Annotated in this window: 18 protein-coding genes and 1 tRNA gene; 7 read left to right on the forward strand and 12 right to left on the reverse strand. The window is 71.2% G+C overall.

Annotation, left to right across the window (positions count from 1 at the left end):
• Positions 1-119 precede the first annotated feature (119 nt).
• Positions 120-275 carry a hypothetical protein gene (locus ABZS54_RS00925; protein WP_355529141.1) on the reverse strand — a complete coding sequence of 52 codons (156 nt, stop codon included), beginning with the start codon at positions 273-275 and terminating at the stop codon, positions 120-122.
• Between the two features lie 356 nt (positions 276-631).
• On the opposite strand from ABZS54_RS00925, the gene ABZS54_RS00930 reads away from it, so the two are divergent.
• Positions 632-826 (forward strand): hypothetical protein, encoded by a 195-nt coding sequence (locus tag ABZS54_RS00930; protein ID WP_355529144.1) that lies wholly within the window; start codon positions 632-634, stop codon positions 824-826.
• A 425-nt stretch (positions 827-1,251) separates the two neighbouring features.
• Here ABZS54_RS00930 and ABZS54_RS00935 read toward each other — a convergent pair whose 3' ends face one another.
• Both ABZS54_RS00935 and ABZS54_RS00940 read right to left on the reverse strand, forming a co-directional pair.
• Entirely contained in the window at positions 1,252-1,866 is a 615-nt protein-coding gene (locus tag ABZS54_RS00935; protein ID WP_355529147.1) for a zinc ribbon domain-containing protein, read from the reverse strand.
• 225 nt (positions 1,867-2,091) lie between these two features.
• Positions 2,092-2,175 (reverse strand) — tRNA-Leu (locus ABZS54_RS00940).
• A 189-nt stretch (positions 2,176-2,364) separates the two neighbouring features.
• Between ABZS54_RS00940 and ABZS54_RS00945 the strand changes: the two genes are divergently transcribed.
• From ABZS54_RS00945 to ABZS54_RS00965, 5 genes are all read left to right on the forward strand, one after another.
• Positions 2,365-2,538, forward strand: a complete 174-nt coding sequence (locus ABZS54_RS00945) for a hypothetical protein (protein WP_355529150.1) — start codon at positions 2,365-2,367, stop codon at positions 2,536-2,538.
• On the forward strand, positions 2,535-3,191 hold the full coding sequence (locus ABZS54_RS00950; RefSeq protein ID WP_355529153.1) for a hypothetical protein: 657 nt from the start codon (positions 2,535-2,537) through the stop codon (positions 3,189-3,191). Before ABZS54_RS00945 ends, ABZS54_RS00950 begins: the two co-directional genes overlap by 4 nt.
• 106 nt (positions 3,192-3,297) lie before the next feature.
• On the forward strand, positions 3,298-3,651 hold the full coding sequence (locus tag ABZS54_RS00955; protein WP_355529156.1) for a hypothetical protein: 354 nt from the start codon (positions 3,298-3,300) through the stop codon (positions 3,649-3,651).
• 170 nt (positions 3,652-3,821) lie between these two features.
• Positions 3,822-4,973 carry an FAD-dependent oxidoreductase gene (locus tag ABZS54_RS00960; RefSeq protein WP_355529159.1) on the forward strand — a complete coding sequence of 384 codons (1,152 nt, stop codon included), beginning with the start codon at positions 3,822-3,824 and terminating at the stop codon, positions 4,971-4,973.
• A gap of 210 nt (positions 4,974-5,183) precedes the next feature.
• Positions 5,184-6,317, forward strand: a complete 1,134-nt coding sequence (locus ABZS54_RS00965; RefSeq protein WP_355529162.1) for a terpene cyclase — start codon at positions 5,184-5,186, stop codon at positions 6,315-6,317.
• A 98-nt stretch (positions 6,318-6,415) separates the two neighbouring features.
• On the opposite strand, the gene ABZS54_RS00970 is transcribed toward ABZS54_RS00965, so the two are convergent.
• From ABZS54_RS00970 to ABZS54_RS00990, 5 genes are read right to left on the reverse strand one after another with little or no spacing between them, the layout of a single operon-like run.
• Entirely contained in the window at positions 6,416-7,321 is a 906-nt protein-coding gene (locus ABZS54_RS00970) for a DUF4231 domain-containing protein (RefSeq protein WP_355529165.1), read from the reverse strand.
• A complete protein-coding gene (locus ABZS54_RS00975; RefSeq protein ID WP_355529168.1) occupies positions 7,318-8,655 on the reverse strand; it encodes a toll/interleukin-1 receptor domain-containing protein in 1,338 nt (445 codons plus the stop codon). The genes ABZS54_RS00970 and ABZS54_RS00975 overlap by 4 nt, the downstream gene beginning before the upstream one ends.
• Positions 8,652-11,546: a hypothetical protein gene (locus ABZS54_RS00980; RefSeq protein WP_355529170.1), complete on the reverse strand. Its 2,895-nt coding sequence runs from the start codon at positions 11,544-11,546 to the stop codon at positions 8,652-8,654. The genes ABZS54_RS00975 and ABZS54_RS00980 overlap by 4 nt, the downstream gene beginning before the upstream one ends.
• Positions 11,543-12,592 carry a hypothetical protein gene (locus ABZS54_RS00985; RefSeq protein ID WP_355529173.1) on the reverse strand — a complete coding sequence of 350 codons (1,050 nt, stop codon included), beginning with the start codon at positions 12,590-12,592 and terminating at the stop codon, positions 11,543-11,545. The genes ABZS54_RS00980 and ABZS54_RS00985 overlap by 4 nt, the downstream gene beginning before the upstream one ends.
• Positions 12,589-13,530 (reverse strand): MoxR family ATPase, encoded by a 942-nt coding sequence (locus tag ABZS54_RS00990; RefSeq protein ID WP_355529175.1) that lies wholly within the window; start codon positions 13,528-13,530, stop codon positions 12,589-12,591. Before ABZS54_RS00990 ends, ABZS54_RS00985 begins: the two co-directional genes overlap by 4 nt.
• A gap of 279 nt (positions 13,531-13,809) precedes the next feature.
• Between ABZS54_RS00990 and ABZS54_RS00995 the strand changes: the two genes are divergently transcribed.
• Positions 13,810-14,376 carry an A24 family peptidase gene (locus ABZS54_RS00995; protein WP_355529178.1) on the forward strand — a complete coding sequence of 189 codons (567 nt, stop codon included), beginning with the start codon at positions 13,810-13,812 and terminating at the stop codon, positions 14,374-14,376.
• An 81-nt stretch (positions 14,377-14,457) separates the two neighbouring features.
• On the opposite strand, the gene ABZS54_RS01000 is transcribed toward ABZS54_RS00995, so the two are convergent.
• The 4 genes from ABZS54_RS01000 to ABZS54_RS01015 are packed head-to-tail and all read right to left on the reverse strand — an operon-like array spanning position 14,458 to position 20,496.
• On the reverse strand, positions 14,458-19,116 hold the full coding sequence (locus ABZS54_RS01000; RefSeq protein WP_355529181.1) for a LysM peptidoglycan-binding domain-containing protein: 4,659 nt from the start codon (positions 19,114-19,116) through the stop codon (positions 14,458-14,460).
• Complete coding sequence (locus tag ABZS54_RS01005) at positions 19,113-19,694, reverse strand: pilus assembly protein TadG-related protein (RefSeq protein WP_355529184.1); 582 nt, start codon at positions 19,692-19,694, stop codon at positions 19,113-19,115. The genes ABZS54_RS01000 and ABZS54_RS01005 overlap by 4 nt, the downstream gene beginning before the upstream one ends.
• Positions 19,586-20,059 carry a TadE family protein gene (locus ABZS54_RS01010; RefSeq protein WP_355529187.1) on the reverse strand — a complete coding sequence of 158 codons (474 nt, stop codon included), beginning with the start codon at positions 20,057-20,059 and terminating at the stop codon, positions 19,586-19,588. Before ABZS54_RS01010 ends, ABZS54_RS01005 begins: the two co-directional genes overlap by 109 nt.
• Positions 20,038-20,496: a TadE family protein gene (locus ABZS54_RS01015; RefSeq protein ID WP_355529190.1), complete on the reverse strand. Its 459-nt coding sequence runs from the start codon at positions 20,494-20,496 to the stop codon at positions 20,038-20,040. The genes ABZS54_RS01010 and ABZS54_RS01015 overlap by 22 nt, the downstream gene beginning before the upstream one ends.
• Positions 20,497-20,518 lie beyond the last annotated feature (22 nt).

The following is a 20,518-nucleotide window of genomic DNA, read 5'->3' on the forward strand; positions in this document are numbered from 1 at the left end:
GCCCGACCACCCGAGCGTGCCGTCCATACGGCACGGGCGCCCCGCCCATCACTGCGGCGACACGCGGACCGCCGACCGCAACCCACGGTCCGGCGGTCCACGCCAAGTCTCCATCGACGTCAGTAGGGCAGCGGACGCCCGGACGGTGTGCGCAAATCCGCCGGCGGCTGCGGCCGCGGGGAAACGGGGCGTTTGACGATCCTGATCCGCGTCATGGCCACGTCCTCCTGGTCGTCCCGGTATCCGGCGCAGTCGCCGTGGTGCGCGACGCGCACTACCTGCTCCTTCGATACCCACCCGGAGCACTCGAACCCTCACCCGAAGACGAACAACCCCTACATTCCTCTTCACCCACCCCCGATTTCCCCCATCAACCACCCGAATCGGCCCCGGACGACCCGAAAATCGAACGCTTCGGCGACCCCCGAAGGCATCGGATTCCTCGTCCCGGCACATTCCGACAGCGCCAACTCAGCCACGAACAACCGCACTTCCGACACCGCACTCGACGCCGGCTTCGGGGCTGCACCGGCGTCACAACCACCCGAACCCCGGCTGCGACCCGGGCGCAGGGGCATCGCCGCCGGCAGACTCGACGCCGGCGCCGGTCAACGCAGCCGTGGAGGCAACCATGAACGAGGTGCAGGCCCGCTGGGCCATCCAACGTTGGCAGGACACCGTCGGCGACCACTTGCACGTACACCTGATCCCGGCCCCGGCCGACCCTTCCGCTCCCGACAGCGAGTGGCGCATCTACCTTCCGGGCGACCCCACGGCCCGTACGGACGTCACGGACGACGTCGTCAAAGCGATCACGCCCGGCTGACGGTCAGGCGCGGCCCCCAAGCCCCCGTCGGCTCTCCGGAGCCGGTTTCGTGCACCTGCCCCCGACGGTCACCCGCGAGCCTCGCTCGGCAGCCGCCCGCAGCCCGATCCAGGCCGCGCCCGCAGCTCCGCCGGCGCCCCGCCACGCGCCGGCCACAACCGATCCGCCTGCGACCTCGACACCAGCACCCACCCACCGCTTGGCGCGCACCCGCCCCGACCCGCCCATTCCCGCATCCTGCCGCCGTACCCGATCCAGGGCGCCCTCACCGCCCCGCTCGACCTCGGCCGCCGCATCCGGGCGCTGTGAAGCGCAGACCCGCGCCCGGCCCCATCCCCGCCCGTTCCGGCCGTCCTTTCCGCCGCGAGGCGGCAACGCAAAGATCCCGCCCACCCTTTCGGGCAGGCGGGATCTCGGCACCCTCGTCAGCCGCGCGGCACGCTGCGCTGAGCCGTCTCGACAACTCCCGTGACATGGGCCGGAGTCATCTGCAGCAGCCCGCCGACCCGATCGAGCAACTCCCGCTCGGCCGAGCCGACCCCGCCCTCCGCCGCGGCGATCAGCGTCGCCCGGGTGAGCAGCCATTCCCGCCCCTGCGGCTGGAGTTGGTCGCCGAGCGGCACCAGCACGGGAGGCAACTCGAAGCCGGCACCCGCGAGATCCGCATCCAACTGCGACACCGTGTAGTTCTGCACCCCGGCCTCGACAACCGCGGCGGCGGCCACCGTTCGCGCCGCCGTGGACGGCGTACCCGAAACCCGCAGCATGCTCACCGCGAGCGCCCGCATTCCCTGTCCCAACAACTCGGACATCTGAGCACTCGTCGCACTCTGCAACACCGTGTCGTGGAAGGTCCCGCCACAGGTCGTGCACTCGACGTGCGTGCCCTGCTGCTTGAACGGAAAGATCGGAATGAAGAACAACGTGAACCAGCGCCGCGCCAACTTCAGGTGATACTGCCGGTCACCCCCACAGCGCGGGCAATGAAAGACGCCCTCGGAAAGCGTCTTGAATATGGTCTTGAAACCCCAAATAAGCATGTCCCCGACTCCCCGTCGTCACAGCAGCGGCCCCGATGCTCCCACACCCCGCATCCCCGCCCCCGCCCGGCACCCACTCCATCCGCGCACGTGGCGCGACCAGCTCATCACCCTCGGTCGTTCCGAATTCCAACCCACCGGGAAACCGAACACGGCCGAAAAGGCAAGCACCACCGAAAAAACAAAAGAACCCCTGTCGGACAGGGGTTCTCGCTTTCTTGCCGGTGTCCGAGGGGGGACTTGAACCCCCAAGCCCTTTCGGGCACTAGCACCTCAAGCTAGCGCGTCTGCCAATTCCGCCACCCGGACGAGTGGGCGCAGGGGTGGAGCCCTGCGTGCATCGCAAGGATAGCAAGGTTCGAGAGGGCTTTGCGACACGGTTACCTGTTGGTTGGTTTGACCGAGTCTCATGGGTGTTTTGTCGGGATCAGATGGTGGGTGTGGGTGGAGGTGTGGCGGGTGAACATCCTGGGAGGAGTCGATTCGGGAGGGGTTCCCATGCAGCTCGGCAGGCCGGTGGCGACGGGTGTGGTCGTGGAGCAGGCGACGCGGGTCGAGGAGGCGCGGGAGCGCGACGTGGCGGCGCCCGAGGTGAAGCAGGGTCAAGGAGACGATGCGCGGGCCTCGGGGGCGACTGCGGTGGAGGTGTCGTCGGGGGTCGCCGGGCGATGATCGGCCGGCGGCGGCTGCCCGAGGAGCGGCCGGGCGTCGCGCCCGTGGGGTTCAAGGTCGCGTCGCTGTTGTTGTCGGTGGACGGTGATCGGGCAAGCTTCGCCGGGGTGTCGATCGGGCGTGGCTCGCCGTACGACGTCGAGGCCGAGGCGCGTTGTGCGTACGGCCGCAGGCATCGGTCGCCCGCCGCCCGCTGCGACTGCGGGTTCTACTGTCTGACGGCCGAGGCGGACGCGCGCGGGCTGATGTGCGTCACCGAGTATCGGCACGCGGCGCTTCTGCGGGTGGACGTACTGGGCAGCTATATCCGCTTCGCACGCGGGTTCCGGTACAGCAGGCAGCGGGTCACCTCGGTGTGGGTCGGGGCCTGCGGGTGTGGCAATCCGGCCGAGTTGCTGGTCGACGCGGGTACGGGGATCGTGGGCCGGCGCGGCCTGGTCGGCGGCTGTACCGGGTGTGCGGCCGGGCGCGTGGGCTTGTCGTTCGGGTCGTACGCCCGCCTGGCCGGGGTGCCGGTCGCCGCCGACGCCAATCCGTATGTACGCGGCGAATACGAGCTCGTACCGCAGCTGGTCGCCGAGATCACCCTGCTCCAGGCCCGGCTCGATCGCTGTCAGGAGCAGCTCGGCCGGCTCCTCGGGTCGGATTCCTGAGGGCGCGGCCGAGCGTGGGCGTCGAGGACGAGTGGGTCCGAAGTGGTCTCGGCGGAGGTGGTCGGGCCGGCGGAAGTGCTCGGACCGGCGGAAAGGGCCGGCGCGGGTGAGCGGGCACGACGAGGCGTCCGGGTCCCGGGTCCGGGCCCTGCTGTGGGGTTTGGGGCTGTTTCTCGGCACGGTCGGGTTGGTCCTGCTGGACTTCACGCTCGTGCTCGCGGGCTACTGGAACGCCACCCGTGACTGTCTGGAGCGGTGGGGTTGTCGGGAACCGGCGGTCGGGCCGGCCGACGGGTCACTGGTGGCGTTCGGGACGAGTCTGCTCGCACTGTTCCTGGTCACGGTGTCCACGGCGCTGTCCGGCGCGGCGGGGCTGCGCGGCGTGCGGCAGTGGCTCGGTCTGGTCACCGTCGCCGGTCAGCTGATCGGGATCACGATCGTGGTCGACGCCACGGGCTGAACGGGAAGCATCTCCCGGGCCCACCTGTTCTCGCTCGTGTGACCGAGATGGTGAGTACGAGAGCGACATCGACCGGGTTCGCGACCGCGGCCGTGGGGGCTTCCCCGCGCACCGACAACGGCGCCGGCCCCGAACCGCGGCACGCCTCGGGCCCACCCACCGACTCCCGAATGCCCGAGGGCGTCCTGGACGTCGTGGTGATCGGTGCCGGCCAGGCCGGCCTGTCCGCGGCCTACCACCTGCGCCGCTCCGGCCTGTCCTTCGTCGTGTTGGACGCCGACGAGGGGCCGGGCGGAGCCTGGCGGCACCGGTGGCCCACACTGCTGATGGAGGCCGTACACGGGATCCACGAGCTGCCGGGTCTGCCGGTTCCGGAAATCGACCCGGCGCGGCCCGCGTTCGAGGCGCTGCCCGAGTATTTCGCCGGCTACGAGCGCGCTTTCGACCTGGACATCGTGCGCCCGGTCACGGTGACGGCGGTGCGCTCGACGCGGGGCGCTTCCACGGGGGCCGGTTCGGCACAGGGCGGTTCGGCACAGGGCGGTTCGGCACGGGCCGCTTCGACACCGGCCTCCCCCGCCGACCTGCTGGTCGTCGAGACCGACCATGGCACCTGGACCGCCCGCGCGCTGATCAACGCGACCGGGACGTGGCGCCACCCGTTCATCCCCTTCTACCCGGGCGCCGCCGAGTTCCGCGGCCGGCAGTTGCACACCGCGGACTATCGCGGGCCGGCCGAGTTCGCGGGGCAGCATGTGGTCGTGGTGGGCGGGGGTACGTCCGCCATCCATGCGCTCGCCGAGATCGCCGAGATCGGCACCACGACGTGGGTGACTCGCCGGCCGCCGGTGTTCCGGAACGGCGAGTTCAGTGCCGAGGTCGGACGGTCCGCGGTCGCCCGGGTGGAGGAGCGGGTCCGGGCGGGCCTGCCGCCGGAGAGCGTGGTGGCGGTGACCGGGCTGCCGCCGACGGCTGCGGTGCGCGCCGCGCGAGAGCGCGGGGTGCTGACGCGACTGCCGATCTTCGATCGGATCACTGCTCTCGGTGTCGCGTGGGCCGACGGCTCCTCGGTACGCGCCGACGCCATCCTGTGGGCGACCGGATTCCGCGCGGCACTCCGCCATTTGGCACCGCTGGACCTGCGCGAGCCCGGGGGCGGCATTCGGATGGAGGGTACACGCACCGCGCGCGACCCGCGCATCCACCTTGTGGGGTACGGTCCTTCGGCAAGCACGATCGGTGCCAATCGGGCCGGCCGCGCTGCCGTGCACGACCTGAAAACACTGCTCTCCACCGGGAGCACCGCTCACATCGCTGCCTGACCCGGGCCCGTTCGCAAACCCCGTACACGCAGCACCACAGGGTTCGTCCACGCAGACGCACCACCGCACACGCCCGCACACGATTCACCGCACGTCCCCGCAAAATCGCATCACCGTACGTGTCGAAGCGCCCGTCGACGTCACTCTCCGCACATGCAAAGGATCTTGCGCCGGCGACGCCGATGCGGCATAACAATGATCACGCAACGGGTGGGAGACCAGGTGCCGCAGGATGTGCTGTTCTCGATTCCGTTCGAGGCCCCGATCAGTCCGTACCTGGACCAGGCCCGGAGCCGTCATCTCGACTGGGTCCGCGCCCGCGGCCTGATCCGCACCGATGCGGGCCTGCGCGAATACACCTCCTGGGACCTGCCGGAAGCGGTCGGCCGCACCTACCCACACGCGTCGGCCGACGACCAGTACATGCTGATGAACTGGTTCTCGCTGGCCTTCCTCTTCGACGACGACTGCGACGCCGACCCGGACGCCGACGCCCGCACCAGAGCCGATGCCGGCACCGACACCACCCCCGACAGCACCGCCGGCGCCCGCCCCCGCACCCCCGAACGCCCGGACCGTGTCGCCGAGATCGCCCGCGAACTGATCACCATCCCGTTCCGCGAACCCGGCACCCCGCCCGATCTGCTCTCCCCCATCACGCTGGCCTGGTCCGAGGTCTGGGCCTCGATGTCCGACGGCACCTCGGTGACCTGGCAGAACCGCTTCGCAGCCAACTGGGCCCGGTTCCTTGCCTCGCACGCCTCGGAACTGCGGATGAGTGCCGCACGCGGCGTCCCCGATCTGGACAGCTACCGGGTGATGCGCCGCAACACCGCCGGTATCCCGCACTCCCTCGACGCGATCGAACGCAGCCGCAGGTTCGAAGTGCCCGCCCAGATCCAGGCGCACCCGCTGATGCGCCGACTGCGCGAGGCCGCCACCGACACCATCGCGTACATCAACGACATCCAGTCGCCGGGCCGCCGGGGCCGCCGGGTCGCCTCGCACAACCTGGTCGCGGTCCTGCGCGACCGCCTCGACTGCTCGTACGACACCGCGCTGCGCGAGGCGACCAGGATGACGTACGAGCAACTCGACACGTTCATGACCCTCCAGGCGTACATGCCGCAGATCTGCGGCGAACTCGGCCTGGGCACAACCGAACGCACGGCCGTGGAGATGAGCGTCGAGGGGATGCGCAACTGGATCCGCGGCTACTACGACTGGGGCCTGCGCTCGGGCCCCTACACCGTGCCGGACGCGATACCGGACGAGCCGGTACACGGCTACGCCCAGGACGCGCAGCACCCGGCGACCGCACACCTGCGCACCCGCTCGGCCTGACCCGGCGTCACCGCCCCTCCCCGTACGGCCGTTTCCACCTGGTCAAGACGCCGACCGGCGGCCATCCGAGCGGTCGCTGTCGCGCCTTGACGCCGAACTCACTGCGGCGGCCCCGGATCCGCGTGTGCGGCCCGGGCCATCCACCCCTGGGTCTCGATCGAGATGACGTTCTCGCATCGCTCCACGAAGCGCGCCTCCTCGGCCGGGTCCAGCGGCATCCGCGCCATCCGGTCGTCGCGCAACCGGCGCAACTGCTCAGCGGTGCGCGCGAACGAGATCAGGTTCTCCTGGTATCGCGCGCCGTATCCGTAGAGCATCACCGACGCCGAGACCGTGGTGACCACCGGCACCCACGCCCCGAGCCGGGCGCCGTCCGCCGTACCCGCCACCACCGCCAGGGCCATGCCCGTGAGCGCCAACACGAACTCGGCGAACCGGATCCGGGTCAGTCCGCGCCGCATCCGCGCCACCCGATCGCGGTAGTACCCGTCCGCCTGCACGTCGATCCGCTCCCGCACGTAGCTGTCCACATCGCTCACCGCCGGCGGCGGCGGATCCGCCGCCGGATCCAACTGCGGGAGCTCGGCCGACAGTTCACTCGCGTCGTCCTCGAAGAAGGCGCGTCGCGCGGACAGGGCCGCCCGCCGCTCGGCCTCGCCGCCCGCGTACGGATCACTCGACGTCAAGTAGAGGTAGACCTCGCTCTTGAGGCCCTCGCTGACCGAGCGCAGCCGCGTCCACGCCTCGATCCGGGCCGGTTGCAACCGCAGCGACGTCACCAGCGGAACCAGTCCCACACACAGCGCGCCGATCAGGGACAACACCTTGCCCGGATCACCGTCCGTCTGCGTGCCCGCCGTTGCCAGTATCGCGCCGGACACCCCGAGAACGAGCCGGACCAACCGCCACCGCTGCACCGAGGCCTTGGCCGCGGAGGCCGCGAGCGACCATCGGCGCTGCGCGCGCCAGGTCTGGGCCAGGACCGGATCCGTACCGACGGTCACGCGGGCCTCCAGGGTGGGTTCGATGGTTCCGAATGCCCGGCCAGTTGCATCGCCCGGCCGTGCGTACGCTTCAACTCCCCTTCACCGGACAGCGTCAACGGCGTCAGCTCGGTCACCTCGGCCGAAGAGCACGCGCCCGTCCGGTCGGTGACGAACAGCAGCAGCAGGAGCGGGAACGCCACCTGCAGTTCGCGCACCAACGCCGCATCCGGCAGGTGCCGGATGACCACCACGATCGGCCCGGCCTCCTGCGTATGCGCCTCGACCACGTCCCGGAACCCGGCCTCGCCCTCCAACTCCGGGTCGTGATAGCCGTCGTAGTCCAGGTAACCGGCCACCCGGTCCCGAATCGCGGCGATCAAAGCCGCCGGCATCCCGGTCCCGGCCGGCATCGTGACCTCCAAGTGCGGCCACGGACGGGGGTGTCCGCTCGCTCGGAGCAGGTAGGCCCGCAGGGTCCCGCCCCGGGTCGCGGCGAGCACCGCGACCCGGCCATCCTCGCGCAGGCGCAACGCGCCCAACTGCGCCGCGGCGACCGTGGGCACCCGCGCGTACACGACGCTGAGGTCGGCCACCGTGCCCGCCGGCCCCGGCCGCAGCACCGGCAGCACCTCGCCCAAGGCCCGTACCAGTGGGTCGGGTTCGCGCCGAGGCGCCGGGGCCCGCTCGGTCAGCAGCGCCTCGCTGAGCCGCTCCCGCAGCACCTCGCGGTCGAGCCGCCCACGCACCCCGAGCAGATCCGCGGCGGCTCGCAGTCGCTCCTCGTACGCCTCGGCCAGCGCATACGTCACGGCGTTGCGGGTGGGCGACGAACGGTCCAGGTGCCACAACCGGACCTGGGCCAGATCCGCACGCAGCTTGACGGGCAGCCGGTTGCCGGCGATCTCGTCGTCGGCCCAGTCACACATGTCCACCTCGCCGAGGTGGATCGCCTTGAGCGCGCTCGCGGCCAAATCCGCGCGCCGTACGTCAGGCAACTTCAGTGCGATGAAGCGGTATCGCGCGTCCGCGCGGCGCCTGCCGTCGGCGATGCTCGCCTCGTAGCCGACGTTCGCCGAATCCAGCGCGTGCTGCGACAACAGCAGCACGGTGGCCTGGCTGCCGTGCAGTTCGACCGCGATCTCCTGCTGCCACCCGTCACCGCTGCGCAGGAAGTCCTTGTCGTACACGGCCTCGAAGCCCTCGGCCGCCAACTGCTCGACCAGCGCGTCGCGTGCGTCCAGGCAACGGCAGCAGACCTGTCCGGGCTTGGCCCGGGTGCTGTGGCTGATGAAGATCCGCGGGCGTGGCACCGGTACGGCGCCACGCGGGTCGGGGAGGTGATGGATCGTCACGGGCGGCTCGCGTAGAGCTCGTCGGTCGTCAGCAGGCGGAACCAGCGGTATTCGTCGGGGGCGAGGGGGATCATCGTCGGCGATCCACCGCCGTGCGTGCGCGGCGGGGACGGCCCGGCGAGGTCCAAAAGATCCACCAGGCTGCCGGGTGGCAGGCTGGGAGTGGTCAGCGCGACGGTGGCTCGGCGTGGCCCGAGGTTGGCCACACACACCACGAACTCGTCCTCGTATCGCCGCAGCAGTGCGATCACGTCCGCATGCGAGGAGCCCAGCCGGGTCACGGTGCCTCGGGTCAGTGCCCGCTCCCGCCTCCGCGCGCGCAGCAGGGCTGCGACGGCTTCGCTCGCGGGCCCCCTCGGCGGCTCGGCGACGGCCCGAAGGCCCGGCAGCGCGAGTGCGATCGAGGCCGACGCGCATACGTGGGCCGGATCCTCTTCGGGGCCGGCCCCGAGCTCCACCGCCCAGTTCGACGCCGCGTGCTCGATGGGTTCACCGGCCGCCAGACGCGCCGATGCCCGTCGCCACGATCGGCTGCCCCGGTCCAAGACGAGATGGCAACACTCGTCGCCGGCTGGTGATATCGAGTCGTCACTCGCTCCACGATCGAGCACGAGTACCCGTCCCGGGTGCTCGTCCACCAACCGCCGGAGCGACCGCAGGAATTCCACCGCCGCGAGGTCCAGGACCGTCGAGTTCGGTATGCCTTCGCTCGCCGGCGGCACCGACACGCACACACCTGCGGCCCCGGCGGCGAGCAGTTCGGCGCAGCGGCGCAACAAGCCCGGTGTCCGCTCGCGCCGGATCTCGTCCGACGCGGGCTCGACCGGCAGTTCGACCAGCACCTTGACCCCGACCGCTCCAGCCGTGCGCAGAAACCCCGACGCCGCGTCCGACCCGATACGCACGGGCTGCGTGCGATCCATCGGGAAGAGCACACGTACGCAGTCGATCCCGGCCCGCCGCAGCGATTCCGGGTGGGCGCCGACCGCGGGCCCGGTGGGCATCGTGCCGACCAGCGTGTCCAGCAGCCATCCCGTATCCGGCTCGGGCCTGCTCGGCGTCAGCAGCATGCTCCGGCCGTCCCGGTCCCGCAGTTCGATCGGGCCGCCCCGGCCGACCACGGTGAACGCCCACAGGCTCGCGGCCGAAACGCTCACCGCCCGGAACAGCAGCGGCACTTCGCGCATGTGCCCCGACATGCCGGGACCGTCCCAGCGCAGCAGCCGGCCCTCCCGATCCACGCCCGCGGTTCTGGATCCACCGCCGCGGCTGATCGCCAGGGACGCGATATCCGAGGTGAGGCCACCGCCCCGGACGACATGGGTCGCGTCGGGAGTCGGCATCAGCACCAACTGCGGCCCGGTTTGCGCGTACAGCAGCGGTCGGCCGCCACGGCCACTGGTGATCGCCGTCACCGGCAACGCGTCGGCGGGTGCCTCATAGCGGATCGGATCGCCGCTCGCCAGGTCGATGACCTGCGGATCCGCCCTGCCGCTTACGATCACCAGCTCCGACAACTCGGCGTTGACCCAGATTCGCAGACCCGGTTCGGCCGAGCGGGACAAGAACGTCGGCGGCTCGGCCGGCGCGTCCGCGCGCAGGACACACACGCCGTGCTCGTTCGCCACGATCACCCACAGGGTGCGCGACGAGGGGCGGGGCGTGGCGACGACCGCGTCCCGGATCTGCCCCATGCCGCCGAAATAAGTGACTTCCTGCCCCTGGGTGCGAACGACCGTCAACGTTTCCCCGGTTGCCAGCAGGACCGTCCCGGAGCGGTCGTCGGCGCGCAGCAGGCGGGGGCTTCCGCGGAGTTGCACAGTGCGGCGCACCGTGTCGTGCCGCAGGTCCAGTTCGGGCCCGTTCCGCGACCGGCGCAGCACCGCCCTGAGATGCCCGTCCGCCAGCACGCCCGAGGCTCCGAACACCACCTCGGTGTTGATGAGTCGGCGGCCCGTCCGCAGGTCCTGATCGGCGGTGGTGGCGGGCAATTCGGCGAACACCGCGACCGGTACCCGCACCGTCTCGGTCGCCCCCACCTCCACCGGGTATCCATGCGCGACGGCCTCACCCGGTCCCGCCAGTTCGACCCGCACCCGTTCCCCGCCGGGCACTTCGAGCACTCGCGAGCCCGACTCGGGTGGCCGGCTGAGGACCAGGCCGTCGTCGTCGAACCGTACGCCCAGTTCCACGTGGCCGCGCACCGCAGCCCGAGCCGCGGCGACGCCCGCCGGCCCGTGTCGGTCGAGCACCCACTGCGGCGGGTCAACGGCCAGCCGGGTCGCTGCCGAGATCAGCAGCGCGCGGGCGAGAGGGCCGGCCGCGAGCACTCGGGGCAACCTGGGCAGGAAGTGCACCAGCCAGCGGGCCAGATCCTCGGCCGAGGTGTCGTCGGGCGCGCCGGCCGCGATCGCGTCGGCGAATCCGGCCAGTTCCGCCCCCGCATCCGCGTCCGGCACACCGGCATCGGCCAACGCCAGCCGCGTATAGCGACGGACCAACTCCGGCGCCTCGCGCTGCAATTCCTCGGTCAACGCGCACACCGCGCGCCATCGCGCGCGATCTCGAACCAGTTCGTGTCGCATCCCGGCGGCGTACAGCGGATCGAGCACCACCGCCCGGGCGTCCGCGGACTCGACCAACGGCGAGAACCACAGGTCCGCCTCCAGCCCGACAGCACTGGCCGGGACGAACTCCAGACGGGCCCGCCGAACGAACGCCGTGGTGGCATACGGAACCAGACACAGGGCTTGGGCGAGCGTATACAGGGCTGGATCGGCGGCGGCCAACTCGCGCAGCTGGGCGAGTTCCGCCGACCCGTCGGGTTCGCCGTACCCGGCCCGCTCGGCGGCAACCGCGCGCCGGGCGATCGCAGGCACCGGTTCCGTCACCGCGGCACTCCCTCCCGCGCTCGCCGACTCTCCCGCCACGCCGCTCGAATCGAGGTGCGCCGATCCAGCGGTATCAGCGCCACCCGCCGCCGGAGTGTCCACGGATGCGCCCACGCCTCGTACGGCGTCAGGCACACCACCGGACATCCGGCCCGGCGTACCGCGTCGAGCCAGTCCCGCCATTCGGCGAGCCCGGCCGCCGAGGCGCCGCTGAACGGCAATCGGCGCAGGCCAAGATCCGACACCACAACCACGGGCGTACCCGCGGTCGGCGCCCGGTAGGCCACCCGCCCGCGCCGCCCCACCGCACGCACACCGCGCCACGGAGTGCCCTGGAACCGCAACACCTCCACCCGACCACGCCCGACCACGGCATCCGCGAGTTCGCGCAGCCATCGCTGGTCGGCCCGGAACGGCAGCATGGACTCGGAGCCGTCCAGCACGAGTTGCATGCCGAGTCGGGTGGTCGGCCGGGGCCGGAAGGGCAACCTGCGCACCGGTGAACGATGGGCCACCGCACGAACCAGCGCGCGATCGTCCAGGACTCGACCGAATACGTCCGTCGATGCCGCCGCAAGCATCACCCCCGGCGCCCAACGCACCGCCCACGGCGGCTCGGGCGGACCGTCGCCCACGCCGGGGTCGAGCAACCGCCGTACGTCCAACGAAGCCGACTCGGCCACGCCGCCCGTGTCGCCGCCGTCGGTCGCGGCGCCCGCGCCGGACGATCCACCCGCACCCTCCATACCCCGCGCCGGCCCACACAGCGTGAGCACCGAGCAGCCGCCGTCCGCCTCGCGCGGTGGCACCATCGCGGATCCCGGGGCCGTCGGGACCGGTTCGGTCCAGGCTGCGGGCTCCGGGCCGTCATCGCCCCACTCCGTCGACGGCTCCGCCGCGGTTCTCGCCCCCGCCTCCGGGTCCCGCGCGCCGGCCAAGCCCAGCATCCGGGCGATCTGCGCCGCCACCTCGACGTCGGTGACCTCCAGCGCGACGATCGCCCGGACCAGATCGCCGAGATGGACCTGCCCCCGTCCCGCGCTCACCCGTGCGGCCTCGCGCTACCTCGGCCCTTGCTCAGGGCGACCTCGACAATCAGGTCCCAGGTGTGGCTGCCGGCGGTGACGCCCAGCTCGTGGCATGCCCGCAGGGTGTCGAGGAATTCGGCCGTGCTCGGTCCGGCGAACGACGCGGACTCATTCGCGATCTCGAGCAGATGGTCCGCCACCTGCTCGGCCATCGATCCGTCGTAGTCGGCCCCGAAGTGGCTTCGCGCGACCTGCAACAGGTGCGTCCGGTCCGGGGCTTCGAGGGACAACAGGATGCAGCGCCGGACGAACGGCGCGGGCAGCTCCCGCTCGTTGTTGCTGGTGATCACGACGAGCGGTTCGGCGCCCGGTCGCGCCCGCACCTCCTCGCCGTCCGGCCCGGTGAACCGCAGCGTGTCGAGCGGCACCAGCAGGCTGTTCGGCAGATCCGGATCGGCCTTGTCGATCTCGTCGATCAGCACCACCGACTGCGGCGCGGGCCCGGTGTGCCTGCCGTACGCGGGTTCGTCGGGCGGTTCCCCCGCGTGCCCGGGCACGGTCCGATACGGGTCGAACGCCTTCCACAGCACGCCCTGCGCGCAGTAGGCGCCGATCGTCGGCGCGACCTCGCGGATCTGCGCGTCGTTGAGCCGACGAAGCGCGTCGAAGCGCCAGAGCAGGTCCTCGGGTTCGGTGCGCGCGGTGATCACCTCGGTGTGGCAGACCCGCCCCAGGTGCCGTGCGACGTTCGGCGCGAGCGTGGATTTGCCCGATCCTGGCGGCCCGAACACCAGTAGCGGTCGGCGGGTCGCCAGCGCGACGTTGACGGCGAGCACGATCCGCTCGTCGTCGAAGACGTACACGCCGTCGTCCACCGCCGCCGCACCGTCCCCCGAAAGCGGTGCGGATGATCCGGGAAGCGGCTGGAACGGGTCGAACGCCATGGCTTTGGGCACGGTTCCAGTGTGCCGTCCGACCGGGTGGCCCGGTACGGATTCCGTGGCAAACGCTCCCGATCCGAGCCCGGATCGGTCCCCGCAGCGCCCGGGTTCGGTCCGAAGAGGGTCGGCACCGCGGCCCGATGCGATGCCGACCCGGTCACCGGTGCGGACCGATTCGCGTCGGCGCTCCGGACCGACCCGGTGTCCAGTCGCCGCCGAACCGGCGTCGAGCCGGTGCCGAGGCGGGGTCGAGCCGCTGCCGAGCCGGCCTCGCGTCTGACAGGATCCGATGCCGTGCGGATATCTCCGATCCATCTCGACGAGGACACCGCGGGCGTGCTGCGTCGCGACTTGCCGGTGATTGCGGGCACGTTCGTGCTCACCGGTGGCGCGATGGTCTGGCGGGTCGGCCTCCAGGCGGTCCTACCCGCCTTCCTCGCCTTCGCGTTGCTCGCGTCGGCGCTCGTGGTGTGCGACGCGCGCTTGATGCGGTTGCCCGACCCGCTGACCTTGCCGGGATATCCGCTGCTCGCTGCGCTGTTGCTGATCCCGCTCGATGGGGACGCCTACGTCCGTGCGCTTCTCGCGATGGCCGCGGCGTACGCCCTGCACCTCGTGCTCGCGCTGTGTGGCGTCGGGATCGGCCTGGGCGACGCCAAGACCGCCGGTCTGGTCGGCCTGGTCCTGGGCTGGTTGTCCTGGGCCGCGCTCGTGCAGGCGCTGGTGCTGGCGTACGTATGTGTGGGTCTGTACGCGATCGGGCTCGCCGTGAGCAGGCGCGCCGGCCGCGGCAGCGTGGTGCCGTTCGGGCCCTTCCTGCTCGGCGGCGCGGTGCTCGTCGTCCTCATGCGCGGTGCGTGATCGGGCCCGGGCGATTGCGCGTGCCGCAGGTTCGAGCGGGTGGGCGGACCGGTGACTCACGTCGATCCGCCCACCGGCCGATCAGTCGTCCAGCAGGTCGCGCAACAACTCGACGGTGAGCGGCTCGGGTTCCGCGCCGAGGCCGGCGAGCAAGCCGTCCAGCCGGTCCACGTAGTAGTCCAACTCCGCGCGATCGCCCGTTATGTGGGTGGCCCGGAACATCGTGCGATAGAGCATCTGCGACTCGGGGCACACGACCAGACCGACCGAGCAGGCACGCTTGGCGGACTGCGGGTCCTGATTGTCCAAGTGATATTCGGCCAGGCGGGCGGCGACGTCGACGATTTCGGCAATCATCTGCTGCCGGAACGGCTCGGCCCAGACATAGCGGCGCGGACCCACCCCGTCGAACGGCGCGTCGCGCACTATGTCCAACGCCCTCGCATAGTCCATCGCCACCTCGTGACTCCCGTACAGGCCGGGCGCCGCCAGTTGGCGGAAGCGGAACCAGTCGCATGCGAAGCCCGGCCCGAACGCGTAGCCCCCGCCGCCGACCGCGGCCGGCAGGTGGCTCGTACCGTCCTGGCCGGTGCCCACCCAGCGGCGCAGTTGACTGATCGCCGAGTTGCGCGCGGTGGCGGTGACGCCCAGTGGCCAGACGGCGGCGTCGAGTTCGGCCGGCGGGCGACCGGGGTGCAGCGCGATCCACGCGGCGAGTTCGGTCAGCCGGGCGCGGCGGCCGTGCTCGACCTCCTCGCCGACGCCGATCAGGTCGACCTGACCCAGTATCCGAATCTCCGGGTAGGTCGGCGCGAAGCCTTCCGAGAGTTGCCCGGGCGCGGCCGGGGCCTCGGCGGGCAGCGCGGCGACCGGCGGCGCGACGTCCCAGGTCGAACCCACCTCCGGGGCTTCCGACGCGGCCGAGTCGGTGTCCGGCGCGACCACCAGGAACATCCCGGAGTCCTCGGTGGTGAGGCCCTCCTGCACCTGCCCCGGCGCACCCCAGTACTCGGCGGACGGCATCTCGACGCCGCCCGCGGCGCCCTGGGCCGGCTTCGGCGGCGCAGGCTCCGGGTCGGTCGACGCCGGTGCGGTGCGCTCGCGCTCCCGGCCCTGCATCAGGTCGACTTCGTCGTCCGGACCCAAGACCTGGACCCCCGGGCCGGTGAGCACGTCGGCGCGGACACCCCCGTGTCCGTTGGCGGCGTGTGCCGGGTAGGCCGCGTAGCCGCCCTCCGGGGCGTCCTCGGCATCCCACGGCGGGGCTTGTTCTGCGATGTTGGTCCGGGCGTCGATCGGCACTGCTGTTCCCTCGTCCGGGGCCTCTGCGGCCGCCGCCGGATCCGCCGGGCGTCCGGCTTCCTCGGCGGATGCGTAGGGGTGGTCCTCGGGATCGTCCACCCCTTCGAGTCCTGTTTCGTCGTGCCCGTCGTCCGACATCGACCGTTCGTCGACCAACGGGTCGCGCACGGCCGCCTGGTCGGGATCGACGGGCGCTCCGAACACCGGTTCGCCGAGGGTCGTATCCGCCGGGTCCGCCGCGTCGGACACCGCTGCCCCGAACACCGCGTCCTCCGACGCCGGTTCCCCGTGATTCGATGCGACTACGACGGCTTCCCGGACGTCCGGCTCGGCGTACACCGAACCGGCACGGACCGACCCGTCGGCGGTCGGCTCCTCGAAGGATGGCGGCACCGGCGCTTCACCGCCATATGGCGGATGCGGGTACGGCGGTTCCGCATACGGCGGTTCGGCATATGACTGCCCCGGGTACGCGGGCTCCGCACCGGCCTCGGCAGCGGGTCGCGCATCGGCCTCCGGCCCCCCGGCTCCGCCCGGCTCGGCATACGTCTGCGGCCCTGCGAGGTCCGTTTCGTCCGGGACCACCGTCGAGGTCTGGAACAGCCGCGGCTCGTCGACACGTTCGGCCGGCGCGGCCTGCTCCTGGTCGTACTCGTGCGGGTCGTCGGGCAACCAGGGCAGCGGCAGCGAGCCGGTGTCCTCCGGTGATCCCACGCGCCGCTCGATCCGCTCCGGCGGCGCCAACGGCCGTCCGGTTACCGGATAGACCGCGGCGCCCCAGGCGCCCGAGCCGCCCCGGCCGTCCGCATTCGACACCGGCGCCGTGAAGGCCCGTTCGTCCGGCTCGGGATCGGTGGGATCAGGCTGGTAGTAGCCGGGGGGCGCCCCGGCGCCGGCGTCCACGTCGGTCGCGGTGCCGCCGCCCATCCTGGCGGGTCGCTCCATCCCGCCGACCGCGGACCATGCGGCCGAGGAGATGCTGCCGCCGGCCGCTCCGGCACCCACTTGCACGGGTTCCGGTTCGTGGTCGGCTCGCTGCCCCGGGATCAGCACCTCGTCGGCGGGCACGCCGTCCAGATCCTTGGAGATGGTGAACATGCTCACCAGCGCCTGGTACTGGGGGTCTTCGAGGCGCTGCACGTGTACGTCGGTGTTGATCCGACTGGGCGTCACCACCCCCGGCACCGTGGGCAGTCGGGTCACGCCGAGCCCGCTGAGCCAGGGCTCGGAGTGGATCGGCGCGATGATCGCGGCGGCTGCCCGCGGGTAGGTGTTGGTCAACCGCTGGATGTGCGGCACGTGCGCCTCGGTCAGCGGCTCCAGGGACAGCACGATCTCCGGAGGCCAGGTGTCCGGCAGGATGCCCTTGGTGCGAGCCTGGCGCGGCGAGGTCAGCTTGGCGTCGTCGAGCAGCCCGACCACCTCGTCGGACCAGGTCGCCAATCGGCCCAGGGCCTCGTCCAGCGAGTAGGCGTACCGCAGTTGTTGTCGGCCCTCGCGTTCGACGTCGCGCAGTTCGCGGCCGAAGCCGACCACCGTCACGCACAGGTCGTCGCTCCACACGTTGGACAGCAGCTCGACCGCCAGCGCGCGCAGCACTGCGAGATTGTCCTCGCCGGAGCCATCGGTGAGTCCGACCACGCCGAGTGATTCGAGATCGATCAACAGCTGCCGGCCGTCGTCGGTTTCACCCAGTACCGCAAGCGCGGGATAGGGCGCAGGCACGTTGGCCGCCGCGCTGGTGTGCAGCAACTCGGCGTCCGCCGGGCAGGTCCAGTGCATGTGGTCGCCGTGCACCGCCTCGAAGGGGTACAGCGGCGGGGACGGCGCGGCCAGATGCAGTTCGAGTCGACGGTCGGTCAGCTGCACCGAGTCGATCAGCGGCAGGGTGCGCCCGGTGTCCGACATCCGGGCGCACAGCGTCCGGAGTGTGCGGTCGAACAGGTCCAGCGCATCCGGGGTTTCGGTCGCGCGCAGTTGTTGTTCGAGGTCGGCGGCCTCCGGCGCGGGCATCGCGATGCGGCGGCCGTCCCGGCGTACCGACTGCTGGAGCCGTCGGCGCACCAGCAGTGCGCCCAGCACCGCCGCGGCGCCCACCGCTCCCAGCGCAATGGCACCGATCGGCACCGAACGCTCGTCGCCGCTCGTGCTCGGCGCCTCGGCCCGGCTGCCGGTGGGATTGGTGTTCTCGGTCTTCTGCTTCGGCGCCTCGTTCGACTTGGCGGGGGCGCTCGGCGTGGTGATCGGGTCCTGCTTGGCGATCTGCGGTGGGGTCTCGACGAACGGCTTCTGTTGCTGGGCGGGTGGTTGTTGCTGGTGCGGCGCCTGTTGCCCAGGATCCTGTTGCTGGGGAGCCTGCTGTTGTTCCGGCGGCTGTGGGCCTTGTTGCTGTTGCGGCGGCTGTTGGGCCTCGGTGCCGCCGGCGCCCGGGATGGACAACGTCCAGCCGGGTTCGATCGCATTCGGGTCGGTAAGGGCCGAGCCGCTCGACTGCGGCTGGTCCTTGTTGGCGGCGAAGATCTCCGGGTAGCGGTCGCCGTCGCCGAGCAGTTCCTCGGCGATGTCCGAAAGGGTGTCGCCGGGCTTGACCGTGACCGTCTGCGGCAACGCCTTCTTGTCGTCGCGCTGGGCTCCGGGCCCGGTCTCGGGAGCGTGTGCCGCCTTGACCTCGGCGGGCGGCGCCGCATTCGCCGGCAGCGCGAGCACCCAGCCCACCTCGACGTAGTCCGCCGAATCGAAGAGCTGACCGTTCGCCATCCTCTTGCCCTCGTTGAGCTTGGCGATCTCCGTCCACCGTTTGCCGTCGCCCAGGCGCTCCTCGGCGATCGTCCACAACGAATCACCGCGTTGCACGGTATGTGTGGGCCCGGCGCTCGGCCCGGGATCCTGTACCCGGACCGGGATTTCCTGCTCCACGACCCGGCTGGGCGCACTCGCGGTACTCTCCGGTAGCTGCGGCGCGGCCTGCGCCTGTCCCGCCGCCAGCGCGGTACCGGTGGGCAACAGCAGCATGATGCCGCCGATCAACGCACCGGCCGCCTTCTGGCTCCAGCCCAGGCCGCGAATCCGCGGCGCGGACAACCCCCGTACCTGGGCCGGAATTTCCACCACGACGGAGATCGCGAAGCACAACCACGCGATCCACGCGATGATCGCGAGCGCCGCGATGAAGCCGCTCCCGTCGTCTGGTGCGGTGAGGATCTTGGTGACCTCGTCCAGTGCGGGTAGTCGCTGCGGCAGCAGTGTCGTGGTTGCCACGACGAGCAGCGCCGGCAGGCCGATCAGCAGGGCGAGCAGCACGGCGAGGCTGACCAGGCCGCGCACGAGGTCGAAGAGGAAGCGGCCGAATCCACGGCGCCTGCCGTGGTCGTCACGGCTGCGAGCGTGCGCCCCGGGACCGGAACCGGCGCCGGGACGAGGGCCTTGGGTAACGGTCACGGTGCGTCCTCCGGGGCTTGGATCCCATGGACGAGCCCGGCACGGGCATGGCCTTTGACGGTGACGGTGGAGACGCCGAAGAAGGCGGCCACCTTGGTGTTGTATTTGAGGGTCACAAAGACTTCGATGCTGCGGCCGTCGAGAGCAACGCTGACTTCGGGTTCGGGTTCCACCGCCGTTTTGGCGAGGTAGTCGAGCGCCGCCTTCTTGGCAAGTTCCTCGGGCACCACGATCGCCGTCCCCGGAATGGCTTTGGTGGGGTCGATCGCCTGCCCGGCGGCGCGGGCGGCCTCCTGTGCGAAGGCGTCGGCCTTGGAGTCCGTACGCAATTTCCCGCCGCCGTCGATCACCAGCCCGACGAGCAGAATGATCACCGCCATCATGATCGCGAGCATGATCGCGAGCGATCCCCGGTCGCCGGGCTCGGGAGTAACGCCTCCGTCGCGCGGACGCGTTCGCCACACGGCCGTCACTTCGACCTCTCCCGGTAGGTGTCGATCACGGAGGTGAAGGTCCCCTTCATCGTCTTCGAGCCGGGAATACCCGGGAAGGCGACATCGGAGAGCGACACCTTGCACGTGACCGAGACGGTGACGGTCGCCGCCGTGCCGACGGCGTTGCCGAAGCCGGCGGTATCGACAGTGGTCCTGGGTTCGCAACCGATCCCGTCCTGGTCCAGGGACCTCCGCACTGCCTCCTCCGCCAAGGTCTTGGCGTTTGTCGCGTCACGCGCGATCGATGCCTCCCGTGCCCCCGCCTTCGCCGCCGCATCGACCCCGTTGCCGGCCAGTGTGGTTCGCCCGAACGCGATGATCAGACACAGGAAAGCGATCAACACGGGCGCGAGTACCGCTGCCTCCAGCGCGAACGACCCCTCGTCCGCCTGAAGCCTCCCCCTGTACACCCTCGCCCCCCAGGTCCTCATCGGCCGGCTGTCGTCCACCGCTCGACGACGCCGTCCGCGTGTTGCGTGATGGTCAGACTCCCGATGCCGGGCACGATCGACAACGACGTGCCCTGGACGGTCACCTTGAGCCGCACGTCCTTGAGCCGCACGTCGTCGGTTCGCTCCGGAATCACTCTCAGGTCTTTGAGCATTCCCCCGCCGAGGTCCTTCGCCACATCCCGGCTGCGCTGTTCCGCGGCCCGGATGTCACCGTCCTTCCGCCGCCCCTCCTCGACGCCCTCCTTGGCCGCCTGCATCGCGACTTCGCGCGCATACCACCACAAGCAGCCCTGGATCACCGTGAGTAGGACGAGGATGAACACCGGGAAGATGATCGCCATGGTGATGGACATGCCACCGCGATCCGGGCCGCCTGCCTTGCGCAGGCGGCGCCGGATCGCGTCGGCAGGAAAGCCGCACGGCACCTTGTTCACGGGACGGGTCCGGATCCTCAAA

The sequence above is a fragment of the Embleya sp. NPDC005575 genome (assembly GCF_040605455.1).
Taxonomy (GTDB): Bacteria; Actinomycetota; Actinomycetes; order Streptomycetales; family Streptomycetaceae; genus Embleya.